Here is a 24,011-nt window from a genome sequence, read left to right on the forward strand (position 1 = left end):
GTGAAACCATGACAGGTATCACCAATCGATCCCTCTGTCGCCCCTTGTAGGCGGCGGGACGGGTGTGCCATGCCGCTCTCCGAAACGGAGTGGGTTCTGGTCACCGCATGGGTGCGTGACTACCTGCTCGACACCAACGACCCCTACGGCCGGCTCCGGGGGGCCGGATACCCCCCGGAGTTCATCGGGGGGCTCCGGTTGACGAACGTGAGCGCGGAGAACGCCGCAAGCCTCGTCAGGGCGGTGCGCAGGACGATCGTTTCGCAGTTGTTCCTCGTCGACCTGCTGCTCACCCTCGACCGCCTGACCGTTCGGGAGAACTTCGAGGCGGAGCTCAAGGGGTACCGGGCCAGGCTCGAAGAGGACGAGCAGGTGCACATCGTCACCGGGGACCACTTCCTCACCAGCGTGCTGAGGAACGGCACCGAGGTCTTCATCGACCGCGCCGACCTGCGCGAACGGCTGAAGGAGTTCGTCGCCGACCCCGAGAAGACGGTGCTGGTCGTCGACGGGGAGCCTGACAGCGGCCGGTCGTACACCTACCACCTCATCCGGTACCTCGGCCAGCACTGCGCGTTCCGCCCGGTCCGCGTGAAGCTGTCGCGCACGACGACCGCCGCACAGCTGATCCGGCAGATCACCGAACGGGTCGACCCCGACACCTCATCTCCGTTGAACCCCACACAGTTGAACGATCCACTGTGGTCGGTCGGCGAGGCCGTGCAGAACGTCGTCGCCCGGGCGACGGCCGTACCGGAGCGGTTCTGGATCGTCCTCGACGACTGCGACGCCCTCGATGCCAACTCCGACGTGTGGGACTGCATCGGCCAGCTCGCCCAGGCCGTCTACGACTACGCCCCGGCCCCGGACGAGACCCCGCCCCAGCTGGTCCTGCTCGGCTACGGGCCCACGATGCCCCAGCTGCCGTACGACATCCGCAAGAACGTGCTCCGGGACACGGCGCACGCCGTCGGGCCCGACGAGCTGCGCGCCTTCTTCCTGGAGTTCTTCACCAGCGCGCCGGTGCTCCAGGACGCCGACACCCTCGCGGCGCGCGTGGACCTCGCCGTCGAAGCGGTCCTCGGCATGGCGAAGGCCCCGGGCGAGGACTCGTACATGAGCCGGCTCCGCATGGCGGCCGAGACCACCGTGCGCACCTTCGGCTCCCTGAACCCCGGTGAGGACTTCGCGGCACGGCTGCACCAGGCGCTGCAGGAGGTCGCGGGCCCGCAGGCGGCACCGCCCGTGACGGAAGTCCGCAGGGCCTACCGGGAAGCCGCCTGTCTGCTCACCCGCTTCGACCCGGCGGCCCTGAAGCTGCCCGGCGAGCGGGAGGCCGACGGCGGGGCGCAGCTGGCGCTCGTCCACGACAGCACCACCCTCGCCCTGCCTCCCGAGGCGGTCTGGGCCCTGAAGGACGAGGTCCGCCGCGAAGCGCTGCGCGGTCTCACCGGCCCCGACGCCGCCCGTCGCGCCCTGGAGGCCAACCTCGACCAGGTCCCCGAAGGCCCCGGGCCGGAACGGATCGCCCTCGACCACCTCTGCGGCAAGCCGCCGGCCCCGCTGGAGGACGGGGACGTCGACACCCTCACCGCCACCCTCCAAGCGGCGCTGTGGCTCTCGCTGATCCCGGGCACGACCGGATTCCCCGCCCCCGAACACGTCCAGCGGCAGCTGGAGCGGGCGCGGCTGCTCCAGCCGCTCCGCCGCCTGGTGCAGGACACCTTCTGCGGCCGCGCTGCCGCGCTGGCCGAGCTGCGGTCCTACGTCCTCGGCCAGGACGGCCCGGCCCGCCGCCCGCCGCTGGTGGTCCACGGGGTCGGCGGGATCGGCAAGACGACCCTGCTCGCCAAGTTCCTCCTCGACAGCACCGACGGCCCGGCCGGATCCCCGTTCTCCTTCCCCTTCGCCTACATCGACTTCGACCGGCCCACCCTCTCGGTCCACGAGCCGGCCACCCTGATCGCCGAGATGGCCCGCCAGCTCGCCGTCCAGTACCCCGGCCACCGCGGCGCGTTCGAGGCGCTGGCCAGCGAGAGCGAGGAGACGGCCCGCACCCAGCGGGACGAGCAGAACACCCTCGACGACAGGCACGAGCTGTCCACCGTCCGCGCACAGGACGGGCGCACGGCAGCCGAACGGTTCCAGGCCGTGGCCCGCAAACGGGAGAGCGTCCTCGTCCGGCGGGTCGCGCAGCTCCTCGCGGAGGCGGCGGGACCGGCGGACGGGGACGGCCCGCTGCTGGTGGTGGCCATCGACTCCTTCGAGACGGCCCAGTACCGCGCGAGCATCGCGATCGGACGGCTGTGGTCCCTGTGGACCTCCCTCCAGGAGGCCTGCCCGCGGCTGCGGTTCATCGTCGCCGGACGCGCCCCGGTCGACCACCCGGCGCGCGTCGTCGACCTGCGCACCATCGCACTCGGCGAGCTCGAAGCCGACGCCGCCGTGGGGCTCCTGACGGCGTGCGGAGTCCCGGACGCCGCCGTGGCCCGTACGCTCGCCGAGCGGGTCGGCGGGCATCCGCTCAGCCTGAAACTCGCGGCCCGGGCCGCCGCGGCCGTGGCCGACGAGGCCGGGTCGCTGAGCGACTTGGTCGAGAGCCTGCCCGCCCGGCAGCGGGACTTCGACCGCAAGGTCGACCAGATGCTCGTCCAGCACATCCTGTACGACCGGATCCTCAAGCACATCCCCGACGACGCGGTACGGGCCCTCGCCGAGGCGGGTTTGGCCCTGCGCACCATCACCCCCGGCCTGGTCAAGGACGTCCTCGCCGGGGCGTGCGGGCTGCGGGTCGACTCCCAGGCCCAGGCCCGGCGCCTCTTCGAGAAGCTTGCCCGGCTCGACCTCACCGAGCCGGCCGGCCCCGACGCCGTACGCCACACCGGCGACCTGCGGTCCAACATGCTGCGCCTGGCGAACACCGCACACACCGGCCTGATGCGGTCCGTCGCGGAGCGCGCCGTGCAGTACTACGCCGCCCGCGGCGGTGTGGACGACCGCGCCGAGGAGATCTACCACCGGCTGCGCCTGAACGAGAACCCGCGGGCCGTGGAGGAACGCTGGCAGGCAGGCGTCGAACGCCACCTCCGCGACGCCGCCGCGGACATGGCACCCCGCTCCGCGGCCTTCCTGGTCGGTCGCCTGGGAGGTCACATCTCCGACCAGGACCTGCGGGGAGCCGACCCGGAGGACTGGCAGCGCATCATCGCCCACGAGGTCGAGGACCTGCTCGCGCAGGGCTACGTCGACGAGGCCGCCGCCCGGCTGGCCGCCCGCCCGCCCTGGACCCCGGGCAGCCGTCTGTACTCCCTGCAGGTCGCGACCATGTGGCGCAGCGGACGCCGGGCGGAGGCGAGGCAGCTGGCGCAGGAAGCCGTGGACCGCGCGCAGGAGGCTGGTGAGGCCGAGGCGCAGCTCGACCTGCTGATGCTCTCCGCGGAGCTGGCGGAGGAGGACGGCGACCTGGAGGAGGCCGGACGCGACCTCGCCGCGGCACAGGACGTCGCCACGGCGCTCGGCCGGCCCTTCGACGCCGTGGAGGCCCAGCTCCGCCGGGCCCGGCTCGCCCCCGAGCAGGAGGTGCGGGCGGAGCTCGACCACAGCCTCGCGGGCATGCTGCGGCAGCTGTCCGACGAGCTGCTGCGCGAACGGCCGGACCTCGTACGGGACGCCGCGGCCGAGGCGGCCCGCCAGGACCCGGCCGCGTTGGACCGCGTCCTGCAGGCCGTGGGACTCCCGGAGGCCGCCGACGCGGTCGCGGACACGCTCGGGGAAGCGATCGACGGGGCCGCGCAGGAACAGCCCGAACTGCGCCCGGCCCTGGAGGAGATCCTGGCGGAGGCCGCCGGCCGCATACCGGCCCCGGCCGCGCAGGGGCTCGCCCAGGGACCCGCGCCGCCGCCGCTGCGGGCGGCCGATGTCCTGCGGGAGGCCCGCGGCCGCGACGGCCTCCTCGCCCTCGCCCGCCGACTGCTCGTGCTGCGCGACCCGAGCGGCCTGCTCGTCGCCGGTGTGGCGGCGGCGACCGCCCCGGACGCCCCCGGCCCGACGCCGCACCGACCCCGGCGCACAGCGGAAAGGAACGGCCCGCAAGCGGCCTGAGCAGGCATGAGCGACCCGTATCTGCCGACGCAGGACATCGCCCAGATCAAGGACGCCGCCCTGGAAGCGGGCTTGGCCAACCCTGCGGCCCGCAGGCTCCTCCTCGACGGCATCCTGCCCAAGTACGCAGGGGTGCTGCCGCTCGTCGACGCCCCCGGCATGCAGGTGACCTCGGACCTGAACGAGATGAACCGCACGGAGCGGCTGGTCGACGGCTCGGTCCCGCTGGAGATCTGGCTGCGCAACGCCGTCGCCCAGACGGCCGAGGCCGGCCCCCTGGCCGTCTTCCAGCGGGCCCTGGACCGGGTGGCCCGGGACGCGGCCGGCGAACCCGACGTACCGGTGGCGTCGCCGCCGGCGGGGGAGACGAAGGAGGAGATCGTCTACCTGGACGACACCGTGCCCTTCGAGTTCCTGCAGCGCGGGCTCCTCGCGGGCGCCTCGGTGGCCCGGCTCAAGGTGACCCCGTACCAGGCGGGCGCCCCGCTCCAGCCGAACGGCTACCCGCACGCCGGAACGGGCTGGCTCATCGCCCCCGGCCTGCTGATCACCAATCACCACGTGGTCTACGCCCGCACCCGCACCGCCGGCGACCGGGGCACCGTCGACCCGGCCGACCTCCGGCTCCAGGCGAAGAACTCCCGCTCGCGCTTCGACTACGGCGCCGACGAGACGGAGACCGAGGAGGTGACCGCCGGTGAGCTGCTCGCCTGGGACGAGGAGCTCGACTACGCGGTCATGCGGATCGCCGACCAGTCGCCGCGGCCCGCCCTGCGGGTGGCCACCGAGCCGCTGCAGGCCGCGCTGGCCCAGCCGGTGCCGGTCAACATCATCCAGCACCCCGGGGGCCAGCCCAAGCGCGTAGGCCTGCGCAACAACCTGGTCTTCGACGCGGACGACAAGGACCTGCGCTATTTCACCGACACCCGCGGCGGCTCCTCCGGCTCGCCCGTCTTCACCGACGACTGGACGGTGGTCGCGCTGCACCGCGGGACGCGGCGGGTCGAGGAGGGGATCGTGTTCCAGGGCCGGACCGAGGGGTTCGTCAACCTCGGCACCCAGATGAGCAGCGTCATGCGGCACCTCGCGGAGCACAGTCCCGCGGTCCACGCCGAGATCGCGGCCGCGCAGTCCGCGCTCGGCGGGCCGAACGGCGCGCCGGGGCAGTGAGCCGGGGCAGTGAGAGGAGGAGCGATGGGCAGCCGATCACCCGTGGCGACACGGCCCGAGGAGGTCTTCCGGGACCTCGGCGAGGTCGCCGACCGCGTACGCCGGGGCCTGCGGGCGGACGAGGACGTCGACGAGTCCTTCCAGGAGCTCCCGCCGGACGGCCAGATCGGCGCCTTCGCCCGGAAGGAGCGGGCGAAGGTGCTGGCGGCCGGCGCCCGCGGGCTGGAGAAGATCGCGGCCGGCCGCGAGGACGAGGTGGAGGACGACGAGTACTTCGGCGTCGAGGCGATCGTCCTGCTCGAGGGCAGGCCCGCCATCGTCATCCAGGGCCAGGACTTCCCCTCGCAGCAGGGCGACTGGGCCGTGCTCGACGGCCAGCGGGCCGGCATCCGGGAGTCGATCGCACGCGTCGGCCGCGTCGACGTCACGGGGCACGCCCGCCTGGACTGGGTGGGCACCGCCTTCCTCGTCGCCCCGGACGTGGTGATGACCAACCGCCACGTGGCCGTCGAGTTCGCCCGTGAGGACGGAGCGGGCTGGACCTTCCAGCCGGGGATGACCGCCCGCCTGGACCTGGCCGAGGAGCTGTCCGCCGTCCCGGGCGACACCTCGTTCGAGTACGCGGTCACCGGGGTGGTCGGGATCCACCCCGAGGCCGACCTCGCGCTGCTGCGGGTGGACACCGCCGCCGCGGGCGGCCGCGCGCCGGTGACCCCGCTGGCGGTGGCGGCCGATCCGCCCGGCGACGTGCCCGGGCGGCCGGTGTACGTGATCGGCTACCCGGCGGAGGACGGCCGCCGCAACGAACCCGAGGCCATGCGCAGGATCTTCATGGACGTCTACAACGTCAAGCGCCTCCAGCCGGGTACGACGACCGGGCTGCTCCCCGACACGCTCACCGTCAAGCACGACTGCTCGACGCTGGGCGGGAACAGCGGTTCACCCGTCTTCGACCTGGCCGACCACCGCGTCCTCGGCCTGCACTACGGGGGCCGGTACGGGTTCGGGAACTACGCGGTCCCGCTCTGGGAGCTGGTGGACGACCCGCTGCTCGACCGCGCGGGCGTCAACTGGGTCTGAGCCGTGGTCCGACGCGTGGTCCGACAGTTGTCCGACGTGTGCGGGCGGCGCTCAGCTGACGCGCAGGGCGTCGCCGACGAGCCGGACCGCGCGGGAGAGGCGGCCGAGCTGCTGGAGCTCCACGGCGTACATGCGGATCGAGTTCTCGATGACGGTCTCGGCCACGCCCATCGAGGGCAGCTCGGCCCGGCTCGTCTCGAGCGCCACCCGGACGGCGCGCATCTCGTGCTGCAGCTGCAGCTGCGCGTGCCGGGCGAGCAGGACGGGGCTGCGGGTCAGCGTGGAGTACGCGCCGTAGCGGGCCGGGAGCAGGTCCCGGAGCCACCGCATGGCCGTGCGTTCCCAGTCGTGCGTGCCGGGGGCCTTGACCTGGCAGGGCCAGTCCGGGCTGAGCGTGGGGGAGAGCGTCTGGCTCATTCTCGTCGCTTCCGAATGGTGTCGAACTCTGATCGAGACGTGGGTGGGCGGCCCCGGTCCAGGGGTTGACCGGGGCCGCCGGGAGCGCTCTGGTGGATCCTCATGCCGGGGACCGGCACCCGGGCGGGACGTGAGGAGGAGTCGTCCCGCCCGGGTATCTGTTCCGGGAGAGCGTAGGGGTCGCTCTCCTTGGCGCTTGCTGGATCCGGCGCGCTGCTCAGTAAACATATATACCGTCGAGTAAACAAGAGAATGAAAAATTACATACGCCTCGGCGGCATGAAAAAGGACGGCCTTATATCGGTTGAAATCCGGACCTAGAGGAAGAATCCGTGCTGGTCCGCCACCTGCTCGTAACCTTCCAGTCGCGCCTGCGTACGCTCCGGGTCCGCATCGGCCATCGCCTGGAGCAGGGCCGCCGACAGCACGCCCGGCGCCGCGTACGAGTCGAACACCAGCCGCGCCCCCGTCCCGGCCGCCAGCGTCACGTCCGCCTCCTCCACCAGCGGCCCCAGCGCGGAATCCGTGATCAGCGCGATCTTCAGCCCGGCGTGCCGCGCCGCCCGCAGCGCCGACAGGGTCTCCTTGGCGTGCCGGGGCATGGCGAAGGCCAGCGCCCACGTCCCGCCGGCCTCCCGCGACTGCAGCAGGGCGTCGTAGGCCACGCTGCCGCCCCTCGTCACCAGCCGCACGTCGGGGTGGATGCGCCGGGCCGCGTACGCGAAGTATTCCGCCAGCGACACCGAGATCCGCAGGCCCAGCACCGTCAGCGGCACCGACCGGGCCAGCTCGCGGCCGATGTCCAGCACCTGGTTGGTGTCGGCCAGCAGCCTGCGCACGCTCTCCAGGTTCTCGATCTCGGCGTCCACCGCAGCCTGGAGCTCGTTGCGCCGGTACTGCTCACGGCTCTCCGGGGAGCCCGCGACCGCGCTCAGCGCCATCGGCTGCAGGGCGTCCCGCAGCGCCGGATAGCCGCTGAACCCCAGGGCGGTGGCGAAGCGCGTCACCGAGGGCTGGCTGACCCCGACCCGCTCAGCGAGCTCGGTGATCGACAGGAACGCCGCCTCGGTGAGGTGGTCGACCAGGTACTGGGCGATGCGCCGCTGGCCGGGGGAGAGGCGGTGGCCGTCGAACAGGGCGCGGACCCGGTCGCCCGGAGCACGCCCGTGGTCCGGCGCCTGCCCGGTCGTCGGCCCGGTCGTCGGCGTGATCGCAGCCGCCTGGGCGCGTTCCTGCTGCCCCGATGACACCGGTGGCCTCCCTCTCGCGTCACTCTTCCTCCAACATAGCTCACGCCCTGTGGTCGGCGGCCAGGTCGGCGGTGTCCTGACCGACCCGTGAGACGGAGCCCCGGCCCGCAGCTGTCGCGGCCTGCGGAGCCCTGGAAATATGATGGGCCGGGCACTGCGGCGCGCCGCGCCGTGACGGCCCTGAGCCGAGGGCGCCGAGGACAGGGGACAAGCGGCCTATGGACGTGGAGGCACCCGGGAGCGGTCCGTGAACCCGCGCCGTGCACCGCGCCGCACCCCGCGTTCGGTGAGCGCGGACGACCTGCTGAGCACGCTGGGCCGGCTCACCGCCCGGGCGCGGGCGGGCGCCGAACACCAGTTGGCCCGCGTCGAGCTCGCCGAGGCCCTCCAGCGCGAGATGCTGCCCGCCTCGCTGCCCTCCCTCCCGGGGCTGCGCACCGCGGCCCGCTACTCGCCCGCCCGCCACGGCCTCGACATCGGGGGCGACTGGTACGACGGCTTCCGGCTGGCGGAAGGCGCCCTCGCGTTCTCCATCGGCGACGTCCAGGGGCACGACGCGGAGGCGGCCGCCTTCATGGGGCAGGTCAGGATCGGGCTGCGCGCGGTCGGCTCCGTCGTCGCGGACCCCGGCGAGGTGCTCAGCAAGACCAACGACGTCCTGCTCTCGACGGGACCCGAACTCTTCGCCACCTGCAGCCTGCTCCGCTTCGACCCCGGCACCTGGGAGCTGCACAGCGCCCGGGCCGGCCACATACCCACCGTGTGGGCCACGGTCGACGGCCGCTACGGGATGACCGAGGACGAGGGCGGCCTGCCGCTCGGCATGCTCCCCGGCGCCGAATACCCCGTCACCCGCCGCCGACTGGACCGGGCGGGCTCCATCGTCCTGCTCACCGACGGGGTCGTCGAAGGGCCGTCCTTCCCCATCGACGTGGGCCTCGAACGCGTCGTCGAGGTGGTGCGCGAGGCGGCGGGCGCCGACCCGGACGAACTCGCCGCCGAGGTGATGAAGGTGGCCGACTCCACCGGCCACGCGGACGACGCCGCCGTCCTCGTCATCAGCCACGACGCGGGCGGACCCGCATCCCGCTAGCGCGTGTCACGCCCGCCCCGGGGCTGCGGTTGTTGTCTGATGCTGTGGTGCGCACCGTGGAATGGCGACGTCTCCTCGCAGACACCCTCCGGATCCTCGCCGTTGCGGCCGCCTACTACGCCACCGGACGGATCGGCCTCCAGCTGCGCGTCGTCGTCGGGGGAGCCGAGGTCACCCCGCTGTGGGCGCCCACCGGGATCGCCGTCGCCGCCCTGCTGTGGTGGGGCCTGCGGGTGTGGCCCGGCATCACCCTCGGCGCGTACCTCTCCATCGAGCACATCAGTACCTTCCAGCCCGCTGACCTCGGGCTCCTCGTCGGCAACACCCTGGCGCCCGTGTGCGCGTACCTGATGCTGCGCCGGGTGGGCTTCCGCCCCGAGATGGACCGGCTGCGGGACGGGCTGGCCCTGGTCTTCCTGGGCGGGCTGCTGCCCATGCTGATCAGCGCCACCGTCGGCGCCGCGACGCTCGAGGCCACCGGCGACCTGCCGCCGGACCAGTTCTGGTCCGTGTGGGCGGCGTGGTGGACCGGCGATGCGATGGGCGTGCTCCTGGTGACCCCGGTGCTGCTCGTCCTGCCGCGGCTGCGCAGGCCCGAGGACCCGCTCCGGGTGGCCGAGGCGGCGGCGCTGTTCGCCGGCTGCGCAGCCGTCACCGTCCTCGCCGCCCGCAGCTCCCTTTCGCTGCTCTTCCTGGTCTTCCCGATGCTGATCTGGGTGGCGGTGCGCTTCCAGCACTCCATGGGGGCTCCGTGCGCGCTGCTGGTGTCCGTCCTCGCCATCTGGGCGGCCATCGACCAGGCCGGGCCCTTCGCCGGGCACACCCTGTTCGACGTGATGGTCAACCTCCAGGGCCTGAACGGATCGGCCGCGCTGACCGTGCTGCTGCTGTCCGCGCTGGTCACCGAGCAGAACAACATCCGCCTGAAGATCGAGCAGTTGTGTGAAGAGCTCGCCGAGGTGGTCGACCGGCTCGCCCCCGGCCGGCCGGAGGAGCGGAGGGAGGGCCGCGGGAGGAGCGAGCGGGGAGGGTGAGGGGACTGCAAGGGGAGGGTGAGGGGAGGGTGACGGGAGCAGTCGGCGGACGGGTGGTCAGGGGCGGGGCCCGGCGGGCCGGTTCGCAAGCCGAGCCGCGCAGGCACTCGCCCGCGCACACCCTCGCGCCCTCACTGCCGGGCCGCGTGGCCGCGGACTGCGCGGAGTACCGCGGCGCACCCGGCCCCGGGCCCGGAAACGGGTCCACCCGGCAGCGCGGGGGGCGCTGCCGGGTGGAGGTGCGGGGGAGGGGCGGTCTCAGCCCTTGGGGACCTGGATGACGACGGTGCTGCACACCTTGTCGGCGAAGGTCTGCTTCTTGTCGTCCCACAGCGGCCACAGCCAGCCGATGTAGCAGGGGATGCCGTCGAGGATGTGGGCCAGCTTGCGGACGAACGCCATGCCGAAGCCGAGGACGTTGCCGTCGGCCTCGCGGCGCAGGCTGATGCCGACGATCTTCTTGCCGGTCGTCTGGCCGGTGGAGCCCTCCTTGTACAGCTGGAAGAAGGCCATGCCGATCGTGTACAGCACGCCGATCATGAAGAAGACGCCCGGCTCGTCCGGGTTGTCACCGGTGGCGAGGTCGATGAAGCCCAGCAGGTACATCGGCACGACGGTGATCAGGACGTCGAGCAGGTACGCGCCGACGCGCTGGCCCCAGTGGGCGAGCGGCGGCATCCCGGCACCCGGCATGCCCGGCATGCCCGGCACCATGCCCGGGGCGGGGTAGCCGCCGTACGGGGCCGCCGGCGGCTGCTGGGGGTAGCCGTACTGCGGGGCGGCCTGCGGGGGCTGCTGCTGCGGGTAGCCGTACTGCGGGGGGACACCCTGGGGGGCCTGCTGCGGGTAACCGGGCTGACCCTGCGGGGGCTGCTGGCCGTACGGGTTGTTCGGGTCGCCGAAGCTCATGTGGCGAAATCTCTCCGGTGTCGGAAACGGGGACGATGCGGAACCGAGCGGAGAAACGACACCAAGTGACCGGTTTGCCCCCCTGAGCTGCCGCGATGTTGCTGGCTCATCGTGGTCGGTCGGTCGACCGCTTGTCCAATCCTCGCCCCTGCGCGGACGGTGCGGCAGCCCGCGCGGGGGCCCGTCATAGGTGGCCGGATTCGATTCCTCCGGGCGCCGACTCCGGTGACCGGGTGGTAACTTCCGCGAGTTGATCTTGCCTGCGGTCTCGATGCCGCGACGGTGATCCCTCGTTCAAGGAAGTCACATTGCACCGCCATTTCCTTCACCGCCCCTCCGTCCTCGTCACGCGCGCCGCGGCCTCGGCGGCGCTGCTGGCCCTGTTCTCCGCCGTCCCGGCCGCGGCCGCACCCGGCGCTGGAGCCACCGGGACGCCCCACCTCGACACGGTCGAGCAGTCGCTGCGCCAGGTGTCCCCCGGCCTCGAAGGCCAGGTGTGGGAGCGCACGGCCGGCAACACCCTCGACGCCTCGGCCGCGGGCGGCGGCGACTGGCTGCTGCAGACGCCCGGTTGCTGGGGTGACGACACCTGCGCAACGCGGCCCGGGACGCAGCGCCTGCTCGCGAAGATGACGGAGAACATCTCCCAGGCCACGCGGACCGTCGACATATCGACCCTCGCGCCCTTCCCCAACGGTGCGTTCCAGGACGCGATCGTGGCGGGCCTGAAGTCCTCGGCGGGGCGCGGGAACAAGCTCAAGGTGCGCATCCTCGTCGGTGCCGCGCCGGTCTACCACCTGAACGTGGTGCCGTCGAAGTACCGCGACGAGCTGGTGGCCAAGCTGGGCCCGGACGCCGCGAACGTCGACCTCAACGTCGCCTCCATGACCACCTCCAAGACCGCGTTCTCGTGGAACCACTCCAAGCTGCTGGTGGTGGACGGCCAGTCCGTGATCACCGGCGGCATCAACGGCTGGAAGGACGACTACCTGGAGACCGCCCACCCGGTCGCCGACGTCGACCTCGCGCTGCGCGGTCCGGCCGCCGCCTCGGCGGGCAAGTACCTCGACGAACTGTGGTCCTGGACCTGCCAGAACAAGGGCAACATCGCCAGCGTCTGGTTCGCCTCCTCCAACGGCGCCGGCTGCATGCCCTCGATGGCCAAGGACAACGCCCCCTCGGCCCCCTCGGCGCCCTCGCGCTCTTCGGCGAGCCCGGCGAACGCGGGCGGGGTGCAGGCCATCGCCGTCGGCGGCCTCGGCGTCGGCGTCAAGCGCAACGACCCCGCCTCCGCCTTCCGGCCGACCCTCCCCAGCGCGCCCGACACCAAGTGCGTCGTCGGCCTGCACGACAACACCAACGCCGACCGGGACTACGACACCGTCAACCCGGAGGAGAGCGCGCTGCGGACGCTGATCTCCAGCGCCACCTCGCACATCGAGATCTCCCAGCAGGACATGAACGCGACCTGCCCGCCGCTGCCCCGCTACGACATCCGCGTCTACGACGCCCTCGCCGCGAAGATCGCCGGCGGTGTGAAGGTGCGCATCGTCGTCAGCGACCCCGCCAACCGCGGCGCCGTCGGCAGCGGCGGCTACTCGCAGATCAAGTCGCTGTCGGAGATCAGCGACACCCTCCGCGACCGCCTCGCCCTGGTGACCGGCGACCAGGGCACGGCGAAGGCCGCGATGTGCTCGAACCTCCAGCTGGCCACCTTCCGCAGCTCGCAGAGCCCGAAGTGGGCCGACGGCCGTCCGTACGCGCAGCACCACAAGGTGGTCTCGGTGGACGACTCGGCGTTCTACATCGGCTCGAAGAACCTCTACCCGGCATGGCTCCAGGACTTCGGCTACGTGGTGGAGGACCCGGCCGCGGCCGTGCAGCTGAAGGACCAGCTGCTGGCGCCGCAGTGGCAGTACTCCCGCGCGACCGCGACGGTCGACCACGAGCGCGGCCTCTGCCAGGGCTGAACCGGCTCACCGCCCGACCGCCTGACCGCATCGTCGCCTGACCGCCCGGTCCGTACGTGTCGTACGGGCCGGGCGGTCGGCGGTCGGAGGACGGCGGGGCGTCAGTGGAAGAGCATCGAGGCGTCGCCGGCCGCCGTGGTCACCGAGCCGGGGCACAGGAAGCTGCCGGAGACCTTGGTGGCGGTGAACGCCTGGTTGACGTACTTGCGGGTGGAGGCGTCACGGTTCCACACGATGTTCGTCGCCTTGAAGCGGCAGCTGATGAAGGACTGCTTGCCGGTGATGTCGATGACGTCCGTCCTCGCGGTGCCGGCGGCGTCGTCGAAGGTGAAGACGGGGTTGTTGTTGAGGGTGGCGGTGATGCCGCCGCCGCAGCTCAGGTTGCCGCCGGGCGAGTTGATGGTCGTGCGGTCGACGCTGAGCGTGCTCGGGGGGCTGGCGCTGGTCCGTGCATTGGTCCAGGTACAGGTGTTGCCGGCGACCACGATGACGCCGTCGAGCTGCTGGTCGGCCGCGGGGCCCAGGGCGCTCGCCGGCACCGCACCGCTGACGAGCAGCGCGGCGGCCACGGCGGCCGTGCCCGTCCAGGTCGAAATCCTCATGCTGTCGCTCCTCTTCGCCACGTCCTCGTGGGGTGTGAGCGCGGCCCGGGGGGCCGCGCCGGCGTGCACCCGGCCGGCGGGGGCGGTTTTCGTCGTCCGGCCGGGGGAGAGGGTTCTGCGTTGCGCCACGGAAGGTCCCACGAGGACCATGAAATGTCAGGGCCATGCCAAGAGAATGGCCGGATGGCTCCCGATGGCGTGATTCCGGCGCCCCGTACAGCCGCCAGTGCGGGCGCCGGCACGGCCGCTCGTGCAGGCGCCGGTTCGGGCCCGGCCATCGCCCGTGCATCATGGGGCATTCGACCCGTGAGGACACCCAGGACACCCATGAACCAGCACCCCGACACCGCACAACTCCCGCGCCCCTTCGACGAGTCGTTCGCGGCCGACCCGCACGCGCTCTACGCCCGGCTGCGCGCCGCCGGATCGGTGCACCGCATCGCCCTGCCCGACGGCTCGCCCGTCTGGCTCGTCACCCACGAGGCGGACGTGCGCGCCGGGCTCACCGACCCGCGGCTCTCGGTCAACAAGCGGCACTCCACCACCGGCTTCAGCGGCTTCTCCCTGCCGCCCGCCCTCGACAGCAACCTCCTCAACATCGACCCCGAGGACCACCTGCGCCTGCGCCGCCTCGTCTCCAAGGGCTTCACCCCCCGCCACGTCGAGATGCTGGGCGACGGCGTCCGAGCCTGCGCCCGCGACCTCGCCGCCCGCCTCGAAAAGGCGATGGCAGACGACGGCGAGGCCGACCTCGTCGCCGCCTACGCCCACCCCCTGCCCCTGCGGGTCATCGGCGCACTGCTGCACGTACCCGACGCCGACCAGGAGCGGTTCGCCGGCTGGATCTCCACCATGCTCGCGCCCCGCTCGCGCGAGGAGCTGGGCGCGGCCGTCGGGTCCGTCCACCGGTTCCTCGTCGACCTCGTGGCCGAGCGGCGCGCCCGCCCGGGCGACGACATGCTGTCCGACCTGATCGCGGCCCGCGACGAGGGCGACCGGCTGACCGAGGACGAGCTGGTCTCCCTCGCCTTCCTGATCCTGATGGCCGGCAGTGAGACCGTCCAGCACGTCATCAGCGCCGGCGCCCTCACCCTGATGACCCACCCCGAGCAGCTGGCCGCCCTGCGGGCGGACCCCGGACTGCTGCCCGCCGCCGTCGAGGAACTGCTGCGCCACACCTCCCCCAACCAGACGGCGGTCCGCCGCTTCCCCACCGAGCCCGTCGAAATCGGCGGCGTACGGATCCCGACCGGCGACACCGTCCTGTTCTGCCTGGCCTCCGCGCACCGCGACCCGGCCCGCTACCCCGACCCCGACCGCTTCGACCTCACCCGTGCGGACAAGGCCCACCTCGCCCTCGGCCACGGCCTGCACTACTGCCTGGGCGCGCCGCTGGCCCGCCTGCAACTGACCATCGCGCTGGACACCCTCCTCGACGTGCTGCCCGGCCTCCGCCCGGCCCGGCCCGTCGACGAGCTCCCCTGGGCCGCCACGTTCCGCTTCCACGCGCTGCGGGCCCTGCCGGTCACCACCGCGCCCGCCGGGACCCCGTAGCCGAGCGGGGAGCCGGGCGGAGGCGGGCTCCCCGATGGCGGACGGCGGGGCCGCGTCCGGATGCGGCCCCGCCGCCGGGGGCGGAGGCTGGGCCCATGCACCATGCGCCGATCACCGTCCACCGGATCGCGCCGGCGGGAGGCCGCCGGGTGTCCCTGCGGGCCGAGGGCCAGGACTCGGTCCTGGGCCTCGCCCGCAGCGACGCCGACGTGATCGAGTTCCTGCGCCGCGCCGGCGTGCCCGACCCCGACGAGGTGGTCCTCGGGGACTCCGCCCTCATCGAGTGGATGACCGACGACCCGCACGCCTACGACGCGGAGCCCTCGGACACCGACATCCCCTGACGCGGCCCCGCCCTCCCGGGCACCGGCGCGGCACCATGGAGGACGGCGGCCGACCGCGGCCGCAGCGCACCGGTCCGGGAGAGCCCGGAGAGAAGGGGAGCCGGCACCATGCTGAAGGACTTCGCCGACCTGTCCACGCCGCTCATCGCCGACGCGTGCGTGCGCACCGGCGTGCCGCTGCGCGTGGCACCGCCCGGCATCGGGGCGGTGGTGACGGGCGGGCGGGTCGCCGGGCCCGTACTGCCCGTACGCCACTACGGCAGCGTCGACGTGTTCCTCGAGGCGTACGGGCGGGCCGAGCCCGGCGACGTCCTGGTCATCGACAACGGCGGCCGCACCGACGAGGCCTGCGTCGGCGACCTGGCCGTCCTGGAGGCCGCGTCCGCCGAGATCACGGGCCTGGTGGTGTGGGGGCTGCACCGCGACACGCCCGAGCTGGCGGAGATCGGCCTCCCGGTGTTCAGCTACGGCGCCTACCCGGCCGGACCGGTCCGGCTGGACGAGCGCGAGCCGGAGGCGCTGAGCAGCGCCCGGTTCGGTCCGCACCGGGTGACCGGCGAGGACTTCGTCTTCGGCGACGCCGACGGGGTGCTGTTCGTCGGCGCCGCCGTGGTCGAGGAGGTGCTGGAGACCGCCCTGCGGATCGGCGCGACCGAGCGCGAGCAGGCCCGGCGGATCCGCACGGGCGAGACCCTGCGCCACCAGACCGCCTTCGAGGACTACCTCGTCCTGCGCGAGGCCGACCCCTCGTACACCTTCCGCCGCCACCTGCGGCGCACCGGCGGCGCCATCGAGGAGTGACGGCCCCCGCCGGTCAGCCCGTGGCCGCCGCCGCCCGGACCGGCGCCGGGCACGTGGTGTCCCCGGCGGGCAGGGTGCCGTCCAGCAGGTACGCCTCGACGTGCGCGTCGACGCAGGCGTTGTGGTTCTGGAACTGGCCGTGGTCACCGCCCTCCACCGTGACCAGCCGCGAACCGGCCAGCGCCCCGTGGGCGCGCAGCACGCCCTCGTAGTGCGTGGCCGGGTCCTTCCGCGAGCCGAGCATCAGCACCGGCGGCAGCCCCTCGCCGGTCACCTTCACCTGCGGCGTCCGCATGCGCGGCCAGTTCGCGCAGACGGACGCGAACGTCAGCTCGCGCGCCCCGACCAGCGGGTGGGTCCGCGTGGACTCCTCGCTGTGCCGTACCCAGGCGCGGGTGTCGCGGTTCCAGGCGGTGTCCCCGCAGGTGACCGTGAAGAAGTCCGCGGCGAAGCCGGCCTGCAGCGGGTGCTTGAGCTGTTCGGCAACGGCCTTGCGCGCCGCGGCCGGGGCCTGGTCGGGGTGCTGGAGGAGGCCCAGCAGCTGCGCGAGGGCCGGGAACTTCTCCTCGCTGTACATCGCGTCGCTCGCCGCCGCGTCGAGGTGGTTCGCCGTGATGACCGTCCCCTCGATGTCGAGGGGGTGCTCGCTCAGGGCGGCCCGCAGCCGCTCGTACCCGGCGCGGACCTCCTGCGGCGTGTGCCCCTGGTGGTACGAGGCGTCGTTGCGGGCGAGCCACGGCAGGAAGTCCTGCTCGTAGCGGCGCTGGAAGCTCAGCGGCTGGCCCGTCATGAACGACTCCCAGCTCCCGGAGAAGTCGACGCTGCTGTCGAGCACGACCCGTTCGACGCTGCGGGGGAACTCGGTGGCGTAGTACGCGCCGAGGAAGCCGGCGTACGACGGCCCGTAGTACGAGACCTTCGGCGCGCCCAGCAGCTGGCGGAACAGGTCCATGTCGTGGACCGCCTGGTCGGTGGTGACGTACGGCAGCAGGTCGCCCGAGTTGCGCCGGCAGTCCCGTACGAAGTCACGGGCCCGGTCGACGGTCCGCCGGACCGCCTCGGGCGAACGGTCGCGCAGGTCGCCGCCGGAGAACAGGGCGTCGACCTGCTCCTGGCCGGAGCAGACCACGTTCGTGCTCGCGCCGACGCCGCGCTGGTCGAAGCCGACGATGTCGTACGCGGCCGCCAGCTTCTGGCTGTACGAGGCCAGCCGGGCCGGGCGCGGAAGCCCCGAGGCACCGGGTCCGCCGGCCGCCATCATCAGCACGCCCTTGCGGGCGGCCGGATCCGGCGCGCGCCGGCGGGAGACCGCGATGGTGAGGGAGGGGCCGGCGTCGGGGTGGTACCAGTCCCGCGGCACCGTCATCGATGCGCACTCCAGCGGAGCCGAGGCGCAGGGCTGCCAGTCGAGCTTCTGCCGGAGGTAGCGAGCCGGGACAGCGGGAGCGGATCCGGCGCCGAACGCCGCTCGGGCTCCGGTTCCGCTTCCGGCGGCGGCCGTTGCCGCCGTTGCCGCGCCCGCGGCTCCGGCGGGCAGGGCCGCCGCGGCGAGCAGTCCGCAGGCCGCGGCCGCGAGCCAGCGGGCGGGCTTGGTGAACAGGTGCATGGTGTGTCTCCCCCTCGGGGCCGGTCGGTCGCCTCGATCCTCGCCCGGCGGCCCGCCCGTGTTCGATGGCACTGCCATCCGTTCCGGGGTGGCACCAGTGCCACCCCCGCCCCCGCCCGGCCCATGGGAAAGCCTTGGGAAAACCGATACTTCAGGCCTCTGTGGCCGTTTCCCGACCGGCGCTACATTGCCCACGCCGCACTGATCGCGGCGTGAGGGGGGCGGGGGCGATGGGCTCGGGTTTCTTCGCGAGACTGGGCGGTGCGGCCGGCACCAAGACGGCGGCCGTGGCGGCGGCCGGCGCCCTGGCGGTGACCGGCGCCGTGGGCGCCGGCGTGTGGTGGGCGGCAGCGAACGACACCGGGCCGCGGCTCGCCGTCGTACAGCGCAGCCAGTCCGTCGCCGTCGCGCCGGGCAGCGAGCAGAGCACGCTCGTCGGCTGCCAGGCGCACGAGACCCCGATCGGCGGCGGGTACGCCATCGACGGCGCGGCCTTCGCCACCAGCAGCTACTTCCTCGGCGACCACTGGCGGGCGGTCGCCTCCAACCCCGGGGAGGCGGCGGCCACCCTCACCGTCTACGCCCTGTGCATCAACGCGCGGGTGGAGCGCCAGTCCGGACTGGACTTCACCTGGCAGGCGCCCGCGTTCCGCGACCGGGACAACAAAGTGACCGCCATGGGCGACGGCACCCTCATCCGCGATCTGACCACCGAGGGGCCGTACGCGTACGCGGCCCACCACCCCACCACCCAGCCGTCCTGCGCGGGTGGCTACACGCCCGTCGCCACCGAGTTCCTGGCCGACAGGACCGTGACGGGCAAAGCCGCGGCCCCGGTGCCGCTGGAGGAACTGGCGCCCCGGGCCGCGGCGCCCGGCGCCACCCCGACCCAGTGGCGGGTGACGGTCAACCCGGGCACGGCGCTGAGCGACCGCCCCTTCCGGCTCCCCAGGTCGGAGGACGTGATCCGCGAGACCCGGATCCTGGACCCGCAGCCGCCCCAGGCGAACTTCGCGGTCGGCGCCCGGCCGGTCTGCGTGCGGGTGAAGTCGTCGGCCACGGCGACCGCACAGGTGGCGGTGGCCGCGGGCGGCCGCGCGGAGGCCGTCGCACGCTGCCCGAAGGGCACGCTCGTGGTGGGCGGCGGCTTCGCCTTCCCCGCACCCAACGAATCGGACGGCGCCGAGGCCCCGCAGCGCTTCCTCGGCGACGGCTTCCTGTACGCGGCCGCGGACGCGCCCGCCCGGGGCGAGCCGACGGGCCGGGCCGTGACCGCATGGCACGTCACCGGCGTCAACCAGCAGAAGTCCGGCGATCTGTACCGCAATTCGGCCTGGTTGGAGAAGAGCGACCGCGAAACCCTCACCGGCAACGCCTACTTCGACAACCACGGGCACGGCCCCGACGACCAGGAACTGCGCGGCGCCACGATGCCCGCGCAGCAGCCGCTGATCGCCACTGCGGTCTGCGCGAGCTTCGACGCCGAGCCGACGTCGCCGTCGAAGACCTCCCTGGCCCCCCTGCACCCGCAGGTCCCGCCCGTGGGCACGTCGGCGGGCCCCTCGGACTCCGCGGCCTCCCCCGGGGCGGGCTCCTCCGGATCGCCCGACGCCGGCCCCTCCGCCTCACCCGGCCAGTCCGCCTCACCCGGCGCCTCGGCCACACCCCGCGCATCGGTCACCCCGGGCCCCGGCCAGTCGTCCCCTCCGCCCGGGAACAACTCCCCTTCGCCGCGGCCGCAGTCGCCCCAGGTCGCCATCTCCCAGCCGCAGCAGGGCGCCACCCTGCGGCGCGGCTGCGAGGAGTCGTTCACCGGCAGCGCCCGCACCCGGCCGGGCGACCGCCCGCTGACCGATCCGCAGTACACGGCATGGCGGATCAAGGGGCCGAACGGGCCGGTGGCGCTGGGTTCGGGAGCGTCCGGCCGCTTCCTCGTACCCCTGCTGCCCGACGGCACGTACCCGCTAGTATTCACCGCCACTGACCCGGCCTCCGGACTCACCGGCAGCGCCGAGATCCCGATCCGGATCATCGGCTGCCTGCGCTGAGGACGCAGGTCCGCCACCGATCCAGGAGGTACGTGTGTCTGCCGCGTCGAGCTATGCGTCCGGGGCCTGCGAAGTGCCGCTGCTGGGCGACACGATCGGGGAGAACCTGGACCGCACCGTGCGCCGCTTCCCCGACCGCGACGCCCTGGTGGAGGTGGCCACGGGGCGGCGGTGGACGTACGCGCAGTTCGCGGCCGACGTCGACGCCCTGGCACTCGGCCTGCTCGGCCTCGGCATCGCGCAGGGGGACCGGGTCGGCATCTGGTCCCCCAACCGCGCCGAGTGGACGCTGGTGCAGTACGCCACCGCGCGGATCGGGGCGGTCCTGGTCACGGTCAACCCCGCCTACCGCGCCCACGAGCTGGAGTACGTGCTGCGGCAGTCCGGGATCCGGCTGCTGGTCGCGGCGGACCGCTTCAAGACCTCCGACTACGCGGGCATGATCGAGGAGGTGCGGCCGCGCTGCCCGGAGCTGGAGTTCACCGTCCTGCTCGACGGGCCCGACTGGACCTCCCTGCTGGAGCGCGGCCGCCGCGGCGACCGGGCCGACCTGGAGCGCGCGGCCGCCGGGCTGAGCCCCGACGACCCCGTCAACATCCAGTACACCTCGGGGACCACCGGCTTCCCCAAGGGCGCGACCCTGTCGCACCACAACATCCTCAACAACGGCTTCTTCGTCGGCGAGTTGTGCCACTACACCGAACAGGACCGGGTCTGCATCCCGGTGCCCTTCTACCACTGTTTCGGCATGGTCATGGGGAACCTCGCCTGTACGAGCCACGGCGCGGCCATGGTCATCCCCGCGCCCGCCTTCGACCCGGCGGCCACCCTCGCCGCCGTCGAAGCGGAGGCCTGCACCTCGCTGTACGGGGTCCCCACCATGTTCATCGCCGAACTCGCCGACCCCGGCTTCGCCTCGTACGACCTGTCCAGCCTGCGCACCGGCATCATGGCCGGCTCCCCGTGCCCGGTCGAGGTGATGAAGCAGGTCATCGACCGGATGGGCATGACCGAGGTGTCCATCTGCTACGGCATGACGGAAACCTCGCCGGTCTCCACGCAGACCCGCGCCGACGACTCCGTCGAGCGCCGCGTCTCGACCGTCGGCCGCGTCGGACCGCACCTGGAGGTCAAGGTCGTCGACCCGCAGACCGGCCGGACCGTCCCGCGCGGCGAGCCGGGGGAGCTGTGCACCCGCGGGTACTCGGTGATGCTCGGCTACTGGGCCGAACCGGAGCGCACCGCCGAAGCCGTCGACCCGGCGCGCTGGATGCACACCGGGGACCTCGCGGTCATGGACGACGACGGCTACCTGAGCATCACCGGCCGCATCAAGGACATGGTGATCCGCGGCGGGGAGAACGTGTACCCGCGGGAGGTCGAGGAGTTCCTCCACGCCCACCCCGACGTGCTGGACGTCCAGGTCATCGGTGTGCCCGACGCCAAGTACGGCGAGGAGCTGATGGCATGGGTGCGGATGCGCGAGGGGGCCGAGCCGCTCACGGCCGAAGCCGTCCGCGCGTACTGCGACGGACGGCTGGCCCACTTCAAGATCCCGCGCTACGTCCACGTCGCGGAGGAGTTCCCCATGACCGTGACCGGGAAGATCCGCAAGGTCGAGATGCGCGAGATGGCCGTGCGCCTGCTGGACCTCCCCGCCTGACGACGCGGGTCTTACGGCCGGTCAGTCGCGCGGGGACAGCTCGGCCATGGCGCTCCAGCCCTGGCCGGGCACCTCGACGTGGATGATCTCCGGGGTGGTGGCGATGGCGCCGGCCAGCGTTTCCATCCCGGCCTTGAAGTGGTCCGAGGCGACGTGCGCGGCGCCCGCCTCGGCGTCCACGAAGGCCTCCAGGAGCGTGTACTTGTTCGGGTCGTCGACGCTGCGCGACCAGTCGTAGAAGAGGTTGCCCGGCTCGTTGCGGGTGGCACGGGTGAAGTCGTCGACGAGCGTGAGCCAGTCGTCGCTGAACTCGGGGCGGACGTCGAACCTGACGGCGATGAAGATCATGCGGACCACCCTGTCAGGCGGCCGGGCCCCGTGCACGCCGCGGCGCCCGGTTTTCCGGCAGCATCGGAAAACCGGTCCCGGTCCCGAAGGCGGGTCACCCGCAGCCCGCGGCCGCCTGCGCCAGCGCGGCCCGGACCTGCTGCGGGCGCCGCCGGAACTCCACGGTCGGCAGCGACACCGACAGCGCGTGCACGGCCCCGCCGTCACCGCCGCCCCGCCCCGGCCCGTGCGGCAGGGCCACCGCCAGGCAGGTGTACGCGGGATCGGCCTCCCCGACCGACAGCGCGAAGCCCTGCCCGCGCACCCGGGACAGCTCCGCCTCCAGCAGCTCGGCGCAGGTGATGGTGGCGCCGGTCAGCCGGGGCATCCCGTGCTCGGCCAGGTACCGGCGGAGCACCGGCCGGGGCAGCTCGGCCAGCAGCGCCTTGCCGTGCGCGGTGGCATGGGCCCGGGTCTCCCGGCCCGGGGCGAACGGGTTGCCGGTGTCGGTGACCGGGGCCGTCGTGTCGACCACCGTGATCAGCCCGCCGCGGTAGGCGGTGTAGTACGCCTCGGCCCCGGTCGCGCGGCGCAGCCGGGCCAGCAGGTCCGCCATGCGCGGGACCGGCTCCAGATGCTGCATCAGGCTCCGCTGCAGCCCGGGGATCCGGGGCCCGAGCGCGTACCCCTGCGCGGTGCGCACGAGGTAGCCGCGCTCGGTCAGCGGGGCCAGCAGGTGGTACGCGGTGGACAGCGAGCACTCCAGCCGGCGCGCCAGTGCCTTGGCGCTGACCGGAGCGCCCGCGTCGGCGACGGCGTCGAGGATCTCCAGTGCGCGGTCGACGGACTGCGGACCGGTGTACGGCATGGTGGTTCCCCAGGATCAGGAGGGCGGGGCGGAGGTACGAGCCTACGGGCGGCCGCGGCGTTCATCGAACGTTGACCGGACGCCGACCCCGACCCCGCACAGTCGAGCCATGGACAGCGAACACCACACCACGCCGGCCCGGCACCACCTTCCGGCGGTTCCCGACCTGACCGGGATCCGGCTGGCGCACCGGGCGATCCTGACCGACATCGACCGCCTCGCCCGGCTGCTCGACGGCCTCGCCACGGCCGCCGACGAGGTGTCGCCCGCGCGGGCCGCCGCCATCGCCGCGTACGTCCACCGCTACAACGAGGTCGTACGCGGCCACCACCGCGGGGAGGACGAGATCCTGTGGCCCGTGGTCCTCGACGCAGTGGCCGACGCGGCGGAGGCCGTCGCCGACATCGTGCGCTTCGTCGACGACCACGAGGCGCTCGACGCCCTCCAGGCCGACTGCGACGAGACCGCGGACCGCTTCGCCGCCGAGCCCGGGCGGCATGCCCGGCCGCTGGCCGACGTCCTCGCCCGGCAGCGGGACCTGTTGGTCGACCACATCGAGGCCGAGGAGGAGCACCTCTTCCCGGTCATCACCGGGCAGGTGCCGGGCGCCGCGTACGCCGCCGCCGAGGCCGGTATCCGCAGTGCCGATCGCGCCGCGGATCCGGCGTGGGCCCGCGGCTGGCTGCTGAGCCACGCCACCCCTACGGAACTGCGGCGCCTGCTGCCGCCGTGCCCCGCGGACGATCCGGTGGGCGGGATCCAGCCGCTGCTGCGCGCCTACGCGGCAGACGCCTCAACGGTCTTCCCCACCGCTTGACCCGCGGGCCCCGGGCATTTCAGCCCCGCCGGCGTTTGAGGCGCGGGGTTCGGGGCGGCGCCCCAGGGATCCCGGCTTCGCCGGGCACCGGGCTCTGCCCGGACCCTCCCCCAGCTACCGCTGGGGGTACCCCCAGCCTCAATCGCCGGCGAGGCTGGAAATGCCGGGCCCCGGCTTCGGAAGGGAGCGGGGTCTGGGGCGGAGCCCCAGAGGTTCAGCCGGCTCCGCCGACGCCCTGCGACGGGGGCCCGGCCAATCCAGCCTCGCCGGCGTTTGAGGCGCGGGGTTTGGGGCGGAGCCCCAAGGAACCCGGCTCCGCCGGGTACCGGGCTCTGCCCGGACCCTCCCCCCCATCGG

Annotated in this window: 19 protein-coding genes; 12 read left to right on the top strand and 7 right to left on the bottom strand. The window is 73.4% G+C overall.

Annotation, left to right across the window (positions count from 1 at the left end; translation table 11 throughout):
• The first annotated feature begins 69 nt into the window (after positions 1 to 69).
• The 3 genes from ABZ924_RS26830 to ABZ924_RS26840 are packed head-to-tail and all read left to right on the top strand — an operon-like array spanning position 70 to position 6,351.
• Positions 70 to 4,101: a hypothetical protein gene (locus ABZ924_RS26830; protein ID WP_361914830.1), complete on the top strand. Its 4,032-nt coding sequence runs from the start codon at positions 70 to 72 to the stop codon at positions 4,099 to 4,101.
• Positions 4,102 to 4,107: 6 nt separating this feature from the next.
• On the top strand, positions 4,108 to 5,271 hold the full coding sequence (locus ABZ924_RS26835; RefSeq protein WP_361914833.1) for a trypsin-like peptidase domain-containing protein: 1,164 nt from the start codon (positions 4,108 to 4,110) through the stop codon (positions 5,269 to 5,271).
• Positions 5,272 to 5,295: 24 nt separating this feature from the next.
• Entirely contained in the window at positions 5,296 to 6,351 is a 1,056-nt protein-coding gene (locus tag ABZ924_RS26840) for a serine protease (RefSeq protein WP_361914836.1), read from the top strand.
• Positions 6,352 to 6,402: 51 nt separating this feature from the next.
• Here the strand turns inward: ABZ924_RS26840 and ABZ924_RS26845 are convergent, their stop codons facing one another.
• Entirely contained in the window at positions 6,403 to 6,768 is a 366-nt protein-coding gene (locus ABZ924_RS26845) for a hypothetical protein (RefSeq protein WP_361914839.1), read from the bottom strand.
• 317 nt (positions 6,769 to 7,085) lie between these two features.
• Complete coding sequence (locus tag ABZ924_RS26850) at positions 7,086 to 8,018, bottom strand: MurR/RpiR family transcriptional regulator (protein ID WP_361914842.1); 933 nt, start codon at positions 8,016 to 8,018, stop codon at positions 7,086 to 7,088.
• 247 nt (positions 8,019 to 8,265) lie between these two features.
• Between ABZ924_RS26850 and ABZ924_RS26855 the strand changes: the two genes are divergently transcribed.
• Together ABZ924_RS26855 and ABZ924_RS26860 are read left to right on the top strand one after the other, a co-directional pair.
• Positions 8,266 to 9,111, top strand: coding sequence for a PP2C family protein-serine/threonine phosphatase (locus ABZ924_RS26855; RefSeq protein ID WP_361914845.1), 846 nt, complete (start codon positions 8,266 to 8,268; stop codon positions 9,109 to 9,111).
• A 56-nt stretch (positions 9,112 to 9,167) separates the two neighbouring features.
• Positions 9,168 to 10,145, top strand: a complete 978-nt coding sequence (locus ABZ924_RS26860) for an MASE1 domain-containing protein (RefSeq protein ID WP_361914847.1) — start codon at positions 9,168 to 9,170, stop codon at positions 10,143 to 10,145.
• Positions 10,146 to 10,403: 258 nt separating this feature from the next.
• Here the strand turns inward: ABZ924_RS26860 and ABZ924_RS26865 are convergent, their stop codons facing one another.
• Positions 10,404 to 11,054 carry an RDD family protein gene (locus ABZ924_RS26865; RefSeq protein WP_361914850.1) on the bottom strand — a complete coding sequence of 217 codons (651 nt, stop codon included), beginning with the start codon at positions 11,052 to 11,054 and terminating at the stop codon, positions 10,404 to 10,406.
• A 308-nt stretch (positions 11,055 to 11,362) separates the two neighbouring features.
• Between ABZ924_RS26865 and ABZ924_RS26870 the strand changes: the two genes are divergently transcribed.
• On the top strand, positions 11,363 to 13,024 hold the full coding sequence (locus ABZ924_RS26870) for a phospholipase D-like domain-containing protein (protein ID WP_361914852.1): 1,662 nt from the start codon (positions 11,363 to 11,365) through the stop codon (positions 13,022 to 13,024).
• A gap of 101 nt (positions 13,025 to 13,125) precedes the next feature.
• On the opposite strand, the gene ABZ924_RS26875 is transcribed toward ABZ924_RS26870, so the two are convergent.
• Positions 13,126 to 13,626, bottom strand: coding sequence for a hypothetical protein (locus tag ABZ924_RS26875; RefSeq protein ID WP_361914855.1), 501 nt, complete (start codon positions 13,624 to 13,626; stop codon positions 13,126 to 13,128).
• Between the two features lie 327 nt (positions 13,627 to 13,953).
• Here ABZ924_RS26875 and ABZ924_RS26880 point away from each other — a divergent pair, with 327 nt between their 5' ends.
• From ABZ924_RS26880 to ABZ924_RS26890, 3 genes are all read left to right on the top strand, one after another.
• Positions 13,954 to 15,180 carry a cytochrome P450 gene (locus ABZ924_RS26880; protein WP_361914857.1) on the top strand — a complete coding sequence of 409 codons (1,227 nt, stop codon included), beginning with the start codon at positions 13,954 to 13,956 and terminating at the stop codon, positions 15,178 to 15,180.
• A gap of 95 nt (positions 15,181 to 15,275) precedes the next feature.
• Positions 15,276 to 15,524 (top strand): hypothetical protein, encoded by a 249-nt coding sequence (locus ABZ924_RS26885; protein ID WP_361914859.1) that lies wholly within the window; start codon positions 15,276 to 15,278, stop codon positions 15,522 to 15,524.
• A 108-nt stretch (positions 15,525 to 15,632) separates the two neighbouring features.
• Complete coding sequence (locus tag ABZ924_RS26890) at positions 15,633 to 16,325, top strand: RraA family protein (RefSeq protein WP_361914862.1); 693 nt, start codon at positions 15,633 to 15,635, stop codon at positions 16,323 to 16,325.
• Between the two features lie 13 nt (positions 16,326 to 16,338).
• Here the strand turns inward: ABZ924_RS26890 and ABZ924_RS26895 are convergent, their stop codons facing one another.
• The gene (locus ABZ924_RS26895; RefSeq protein ID WP_361914865.1) at positions 16,339 to 17,931 is read right to left on the bottom strand and encodes an alpha/beta hydrolase; all 1,593 of its coding nucleotides are present in this window, start codon (positions 17,929 to 17,931) and stop codon (positions 16,339 to 16,341) included.
• 230 nt (positions 17,932 to 18,161) lie between these two features.
• Here ABZ924_RS26895 and ABZ924_RS26900 point away from each other — a divergent pair, with 230 nt between their 5' ends.
• Together ABZ924_RS26900 and ABZ924_RS26905 are read left to right on the top strand one after the other, a co-directional pair.
• Positions 18,162 to 19,979 carry a hypothetical protein gene (locus tag ABZ924_RS26900; protein ID WP_361914868.1) on the top strand — a complete coding sequence of 606 codons (1,818 nt, stop codon included), beginning with the start codon at positions 18,162 to 18,164 and terminating at the stop codon, positions 19,977 to 19,979.
• A 34-nt stretch (positions 19,980 to 20,013) separates the two neighbouring features.
• Positions 20,014 to 21,642, top strand: a complete 1,629-nt coding sequence (locus ABZ924_RS26905; RefSeq protein WP_361914871.1) for an AMP-binding protein — start codon at positions 20,014 to 20,016, stop codon at positions 21,640 to 21,642.
• 21 nt (positions 21,643 to 21,663) lie between these two features.
• On the opposite strand, the gene ABZ924_RS26910 is transcribed toward ABZ924_RS26905, so the two are convergent.
• Together ABZ924_RS26910 and ABZ924_RS26915 are read right to left on the bottom strand one after the other, a co-directional pair.
• On the bottom strand, positions 21,664 to 21,990 hold the full coding sequence (locus tag ABZ924_RS26910; RefSeq protein WP_361914874.1) for a putative quinol monooxygenase: 327 nt from the start codon (positions 21,988 to 21,990) through the stop codon (positions 21,664 to 21,666).
• A 94-nt stretch (positions 21,991 to 22,084) separates the two neighbouring features.
• Positions 22,085 to 22,837, bottom strand: a complete 753-nt coding sequence (locus tag ABZ924_RS26915; protein WP_361914876.1) for an IclR family transcriptional regulator C-terminal domain-containing protein — start codon at positions 22,835 to 22,837, stop codon at positions 22,085 to 22,087.
• 109 nt (positions 22,838 to 22,946) lie between these two features.
• Here ABZ924_RS26915 and ABZ924_RS26920 point away from each other — a divergent pair, with 109 nt between their 5' ends.
• Complete coding sequence (locus ABZ924_RS26920; RefSeq protein WP_361914879.1) at positions 22,947 to 23,654, top strand: hemerythrin domain-containing protein; 708 nt, start codon at positions 22,947 to 22,949, stop codon at positions 23,652 to 23,654.
• Positions 23,655 to 24,011: the final 357 nt, after the last annotated feature.

Origin of the sequence: Streptomyces sp. NPDC046876, from assembly GCF_040645035.1 — a bacterium.
GTDB lineage: Bacteria > Actinomycetota > Actinomycetes > Streptomycetales > Streptomycetaceae > Streptomyces.

Excerpts from the sequence above, each read along its gene's own strand:
- ABZ924_RS26830 (WP_361914830.1), top strand. The coding sequence starts at position 70 with ATGCCGCTCTCCGAAACGGAGTGGGTTCTGGTCACCGCATGGGTGCGT.
- ABZ924_RS26835 (WP_361914833.1), top strand. The coding sequence starts at position 4,108 with ATGAGCGACCCGTATCTGCCGACGCAGGACATCGCCCAGATCAAGGAC.
- ABZ924_RS26840 (WP_361914836.1), top strand. The coding sequence starts at position 5,296 with ATGGGCAGCCGATCACCCGTGGCGACACGGCCCGAGGAGGTCTTCCGG.
- ABZ924_RS26845 (WP_361914839.1), bottom strand. The coding sequence starts at position 6,768 with ATGAGCCAGACGCTCTCCCCCACGCTCAGCCCGGACTGGCCCTGCCAG.
- ABZ924_RS26865 (WP_361914850.1), bottom strand. The coding sequence starts at position 11,054 with ATGAGCTTCGGCGACCCGAACAACCCGTACGGCCAGCAGCCCCCGCAG.
- ABZ924_RS26875 (WP_361914855.1), bottom strand. The coding sequence starts at position 13,626 with ATGAGGATTTCGACCTGGACGGGCACGGCCGCCGTGGCCGCCGCGCTG.
- ABZ924_RS26880 (WP_361914857.1), top strand. The coding sequence starts at position 13,954 with ATGAACCAGCACCCCGACACCGCACAACTCCCGCGCCCCTTCGACGAG.
- ABZ924_RS26885 (WP_361914859.1), top strand. The coding sequence starts at position 15,276 with ATGCACCATGCGCCGATCACCGTCCACCGGATCGCGCCGGCGGGAGGC.
- ABZ924_RS26890 (WP_361914862.1), top strand. The coding sequence starts at position 15,633 with ATGCTGAAGGACTTCGCCGACCTGTCCACGCCGCTCATCGCCGACGCG.
- ABZ924_RS26895 (WP_361914865.1), bottom strand. The coding sequence starts at position 17,931 with ATGCACCTGTTCACCAAGCCCGCCCGCTGGCTCGCGGCCGCGGCCTGC.
- ABZ924_RS26900 (WP_361914868.1), top strand. The coding sequence starts at position 18,162 with ATGGGCTCGGGTTTCTTCGCGAGACTGGGCGGTGCGGCCGGCACCAAG.
- ABZ924_RS26910 (WP_361914874.1), bottom strand. The coding sequence starts at position 21,990 with ATGATCTTCATCGCCGTCAGGTTCGACGTCCGCCCCGAGTTCAGCGAC.
- ABZ924_RS26915 (WP_361914876.1), bottom strand. The coding sequence starts at position 22,837 with ATGCCGTACACCGGTCCGCAGTCCGTCGACCGCGCACTGGAGATCCTC.
- ABZ924_RS26920 (WP_361914879.1), top strand. The coding sequence starts at position 22,947 with ATGGACAGCGAACACCACACCACGCCGGCCCGGCACCACCTTCCGGCG.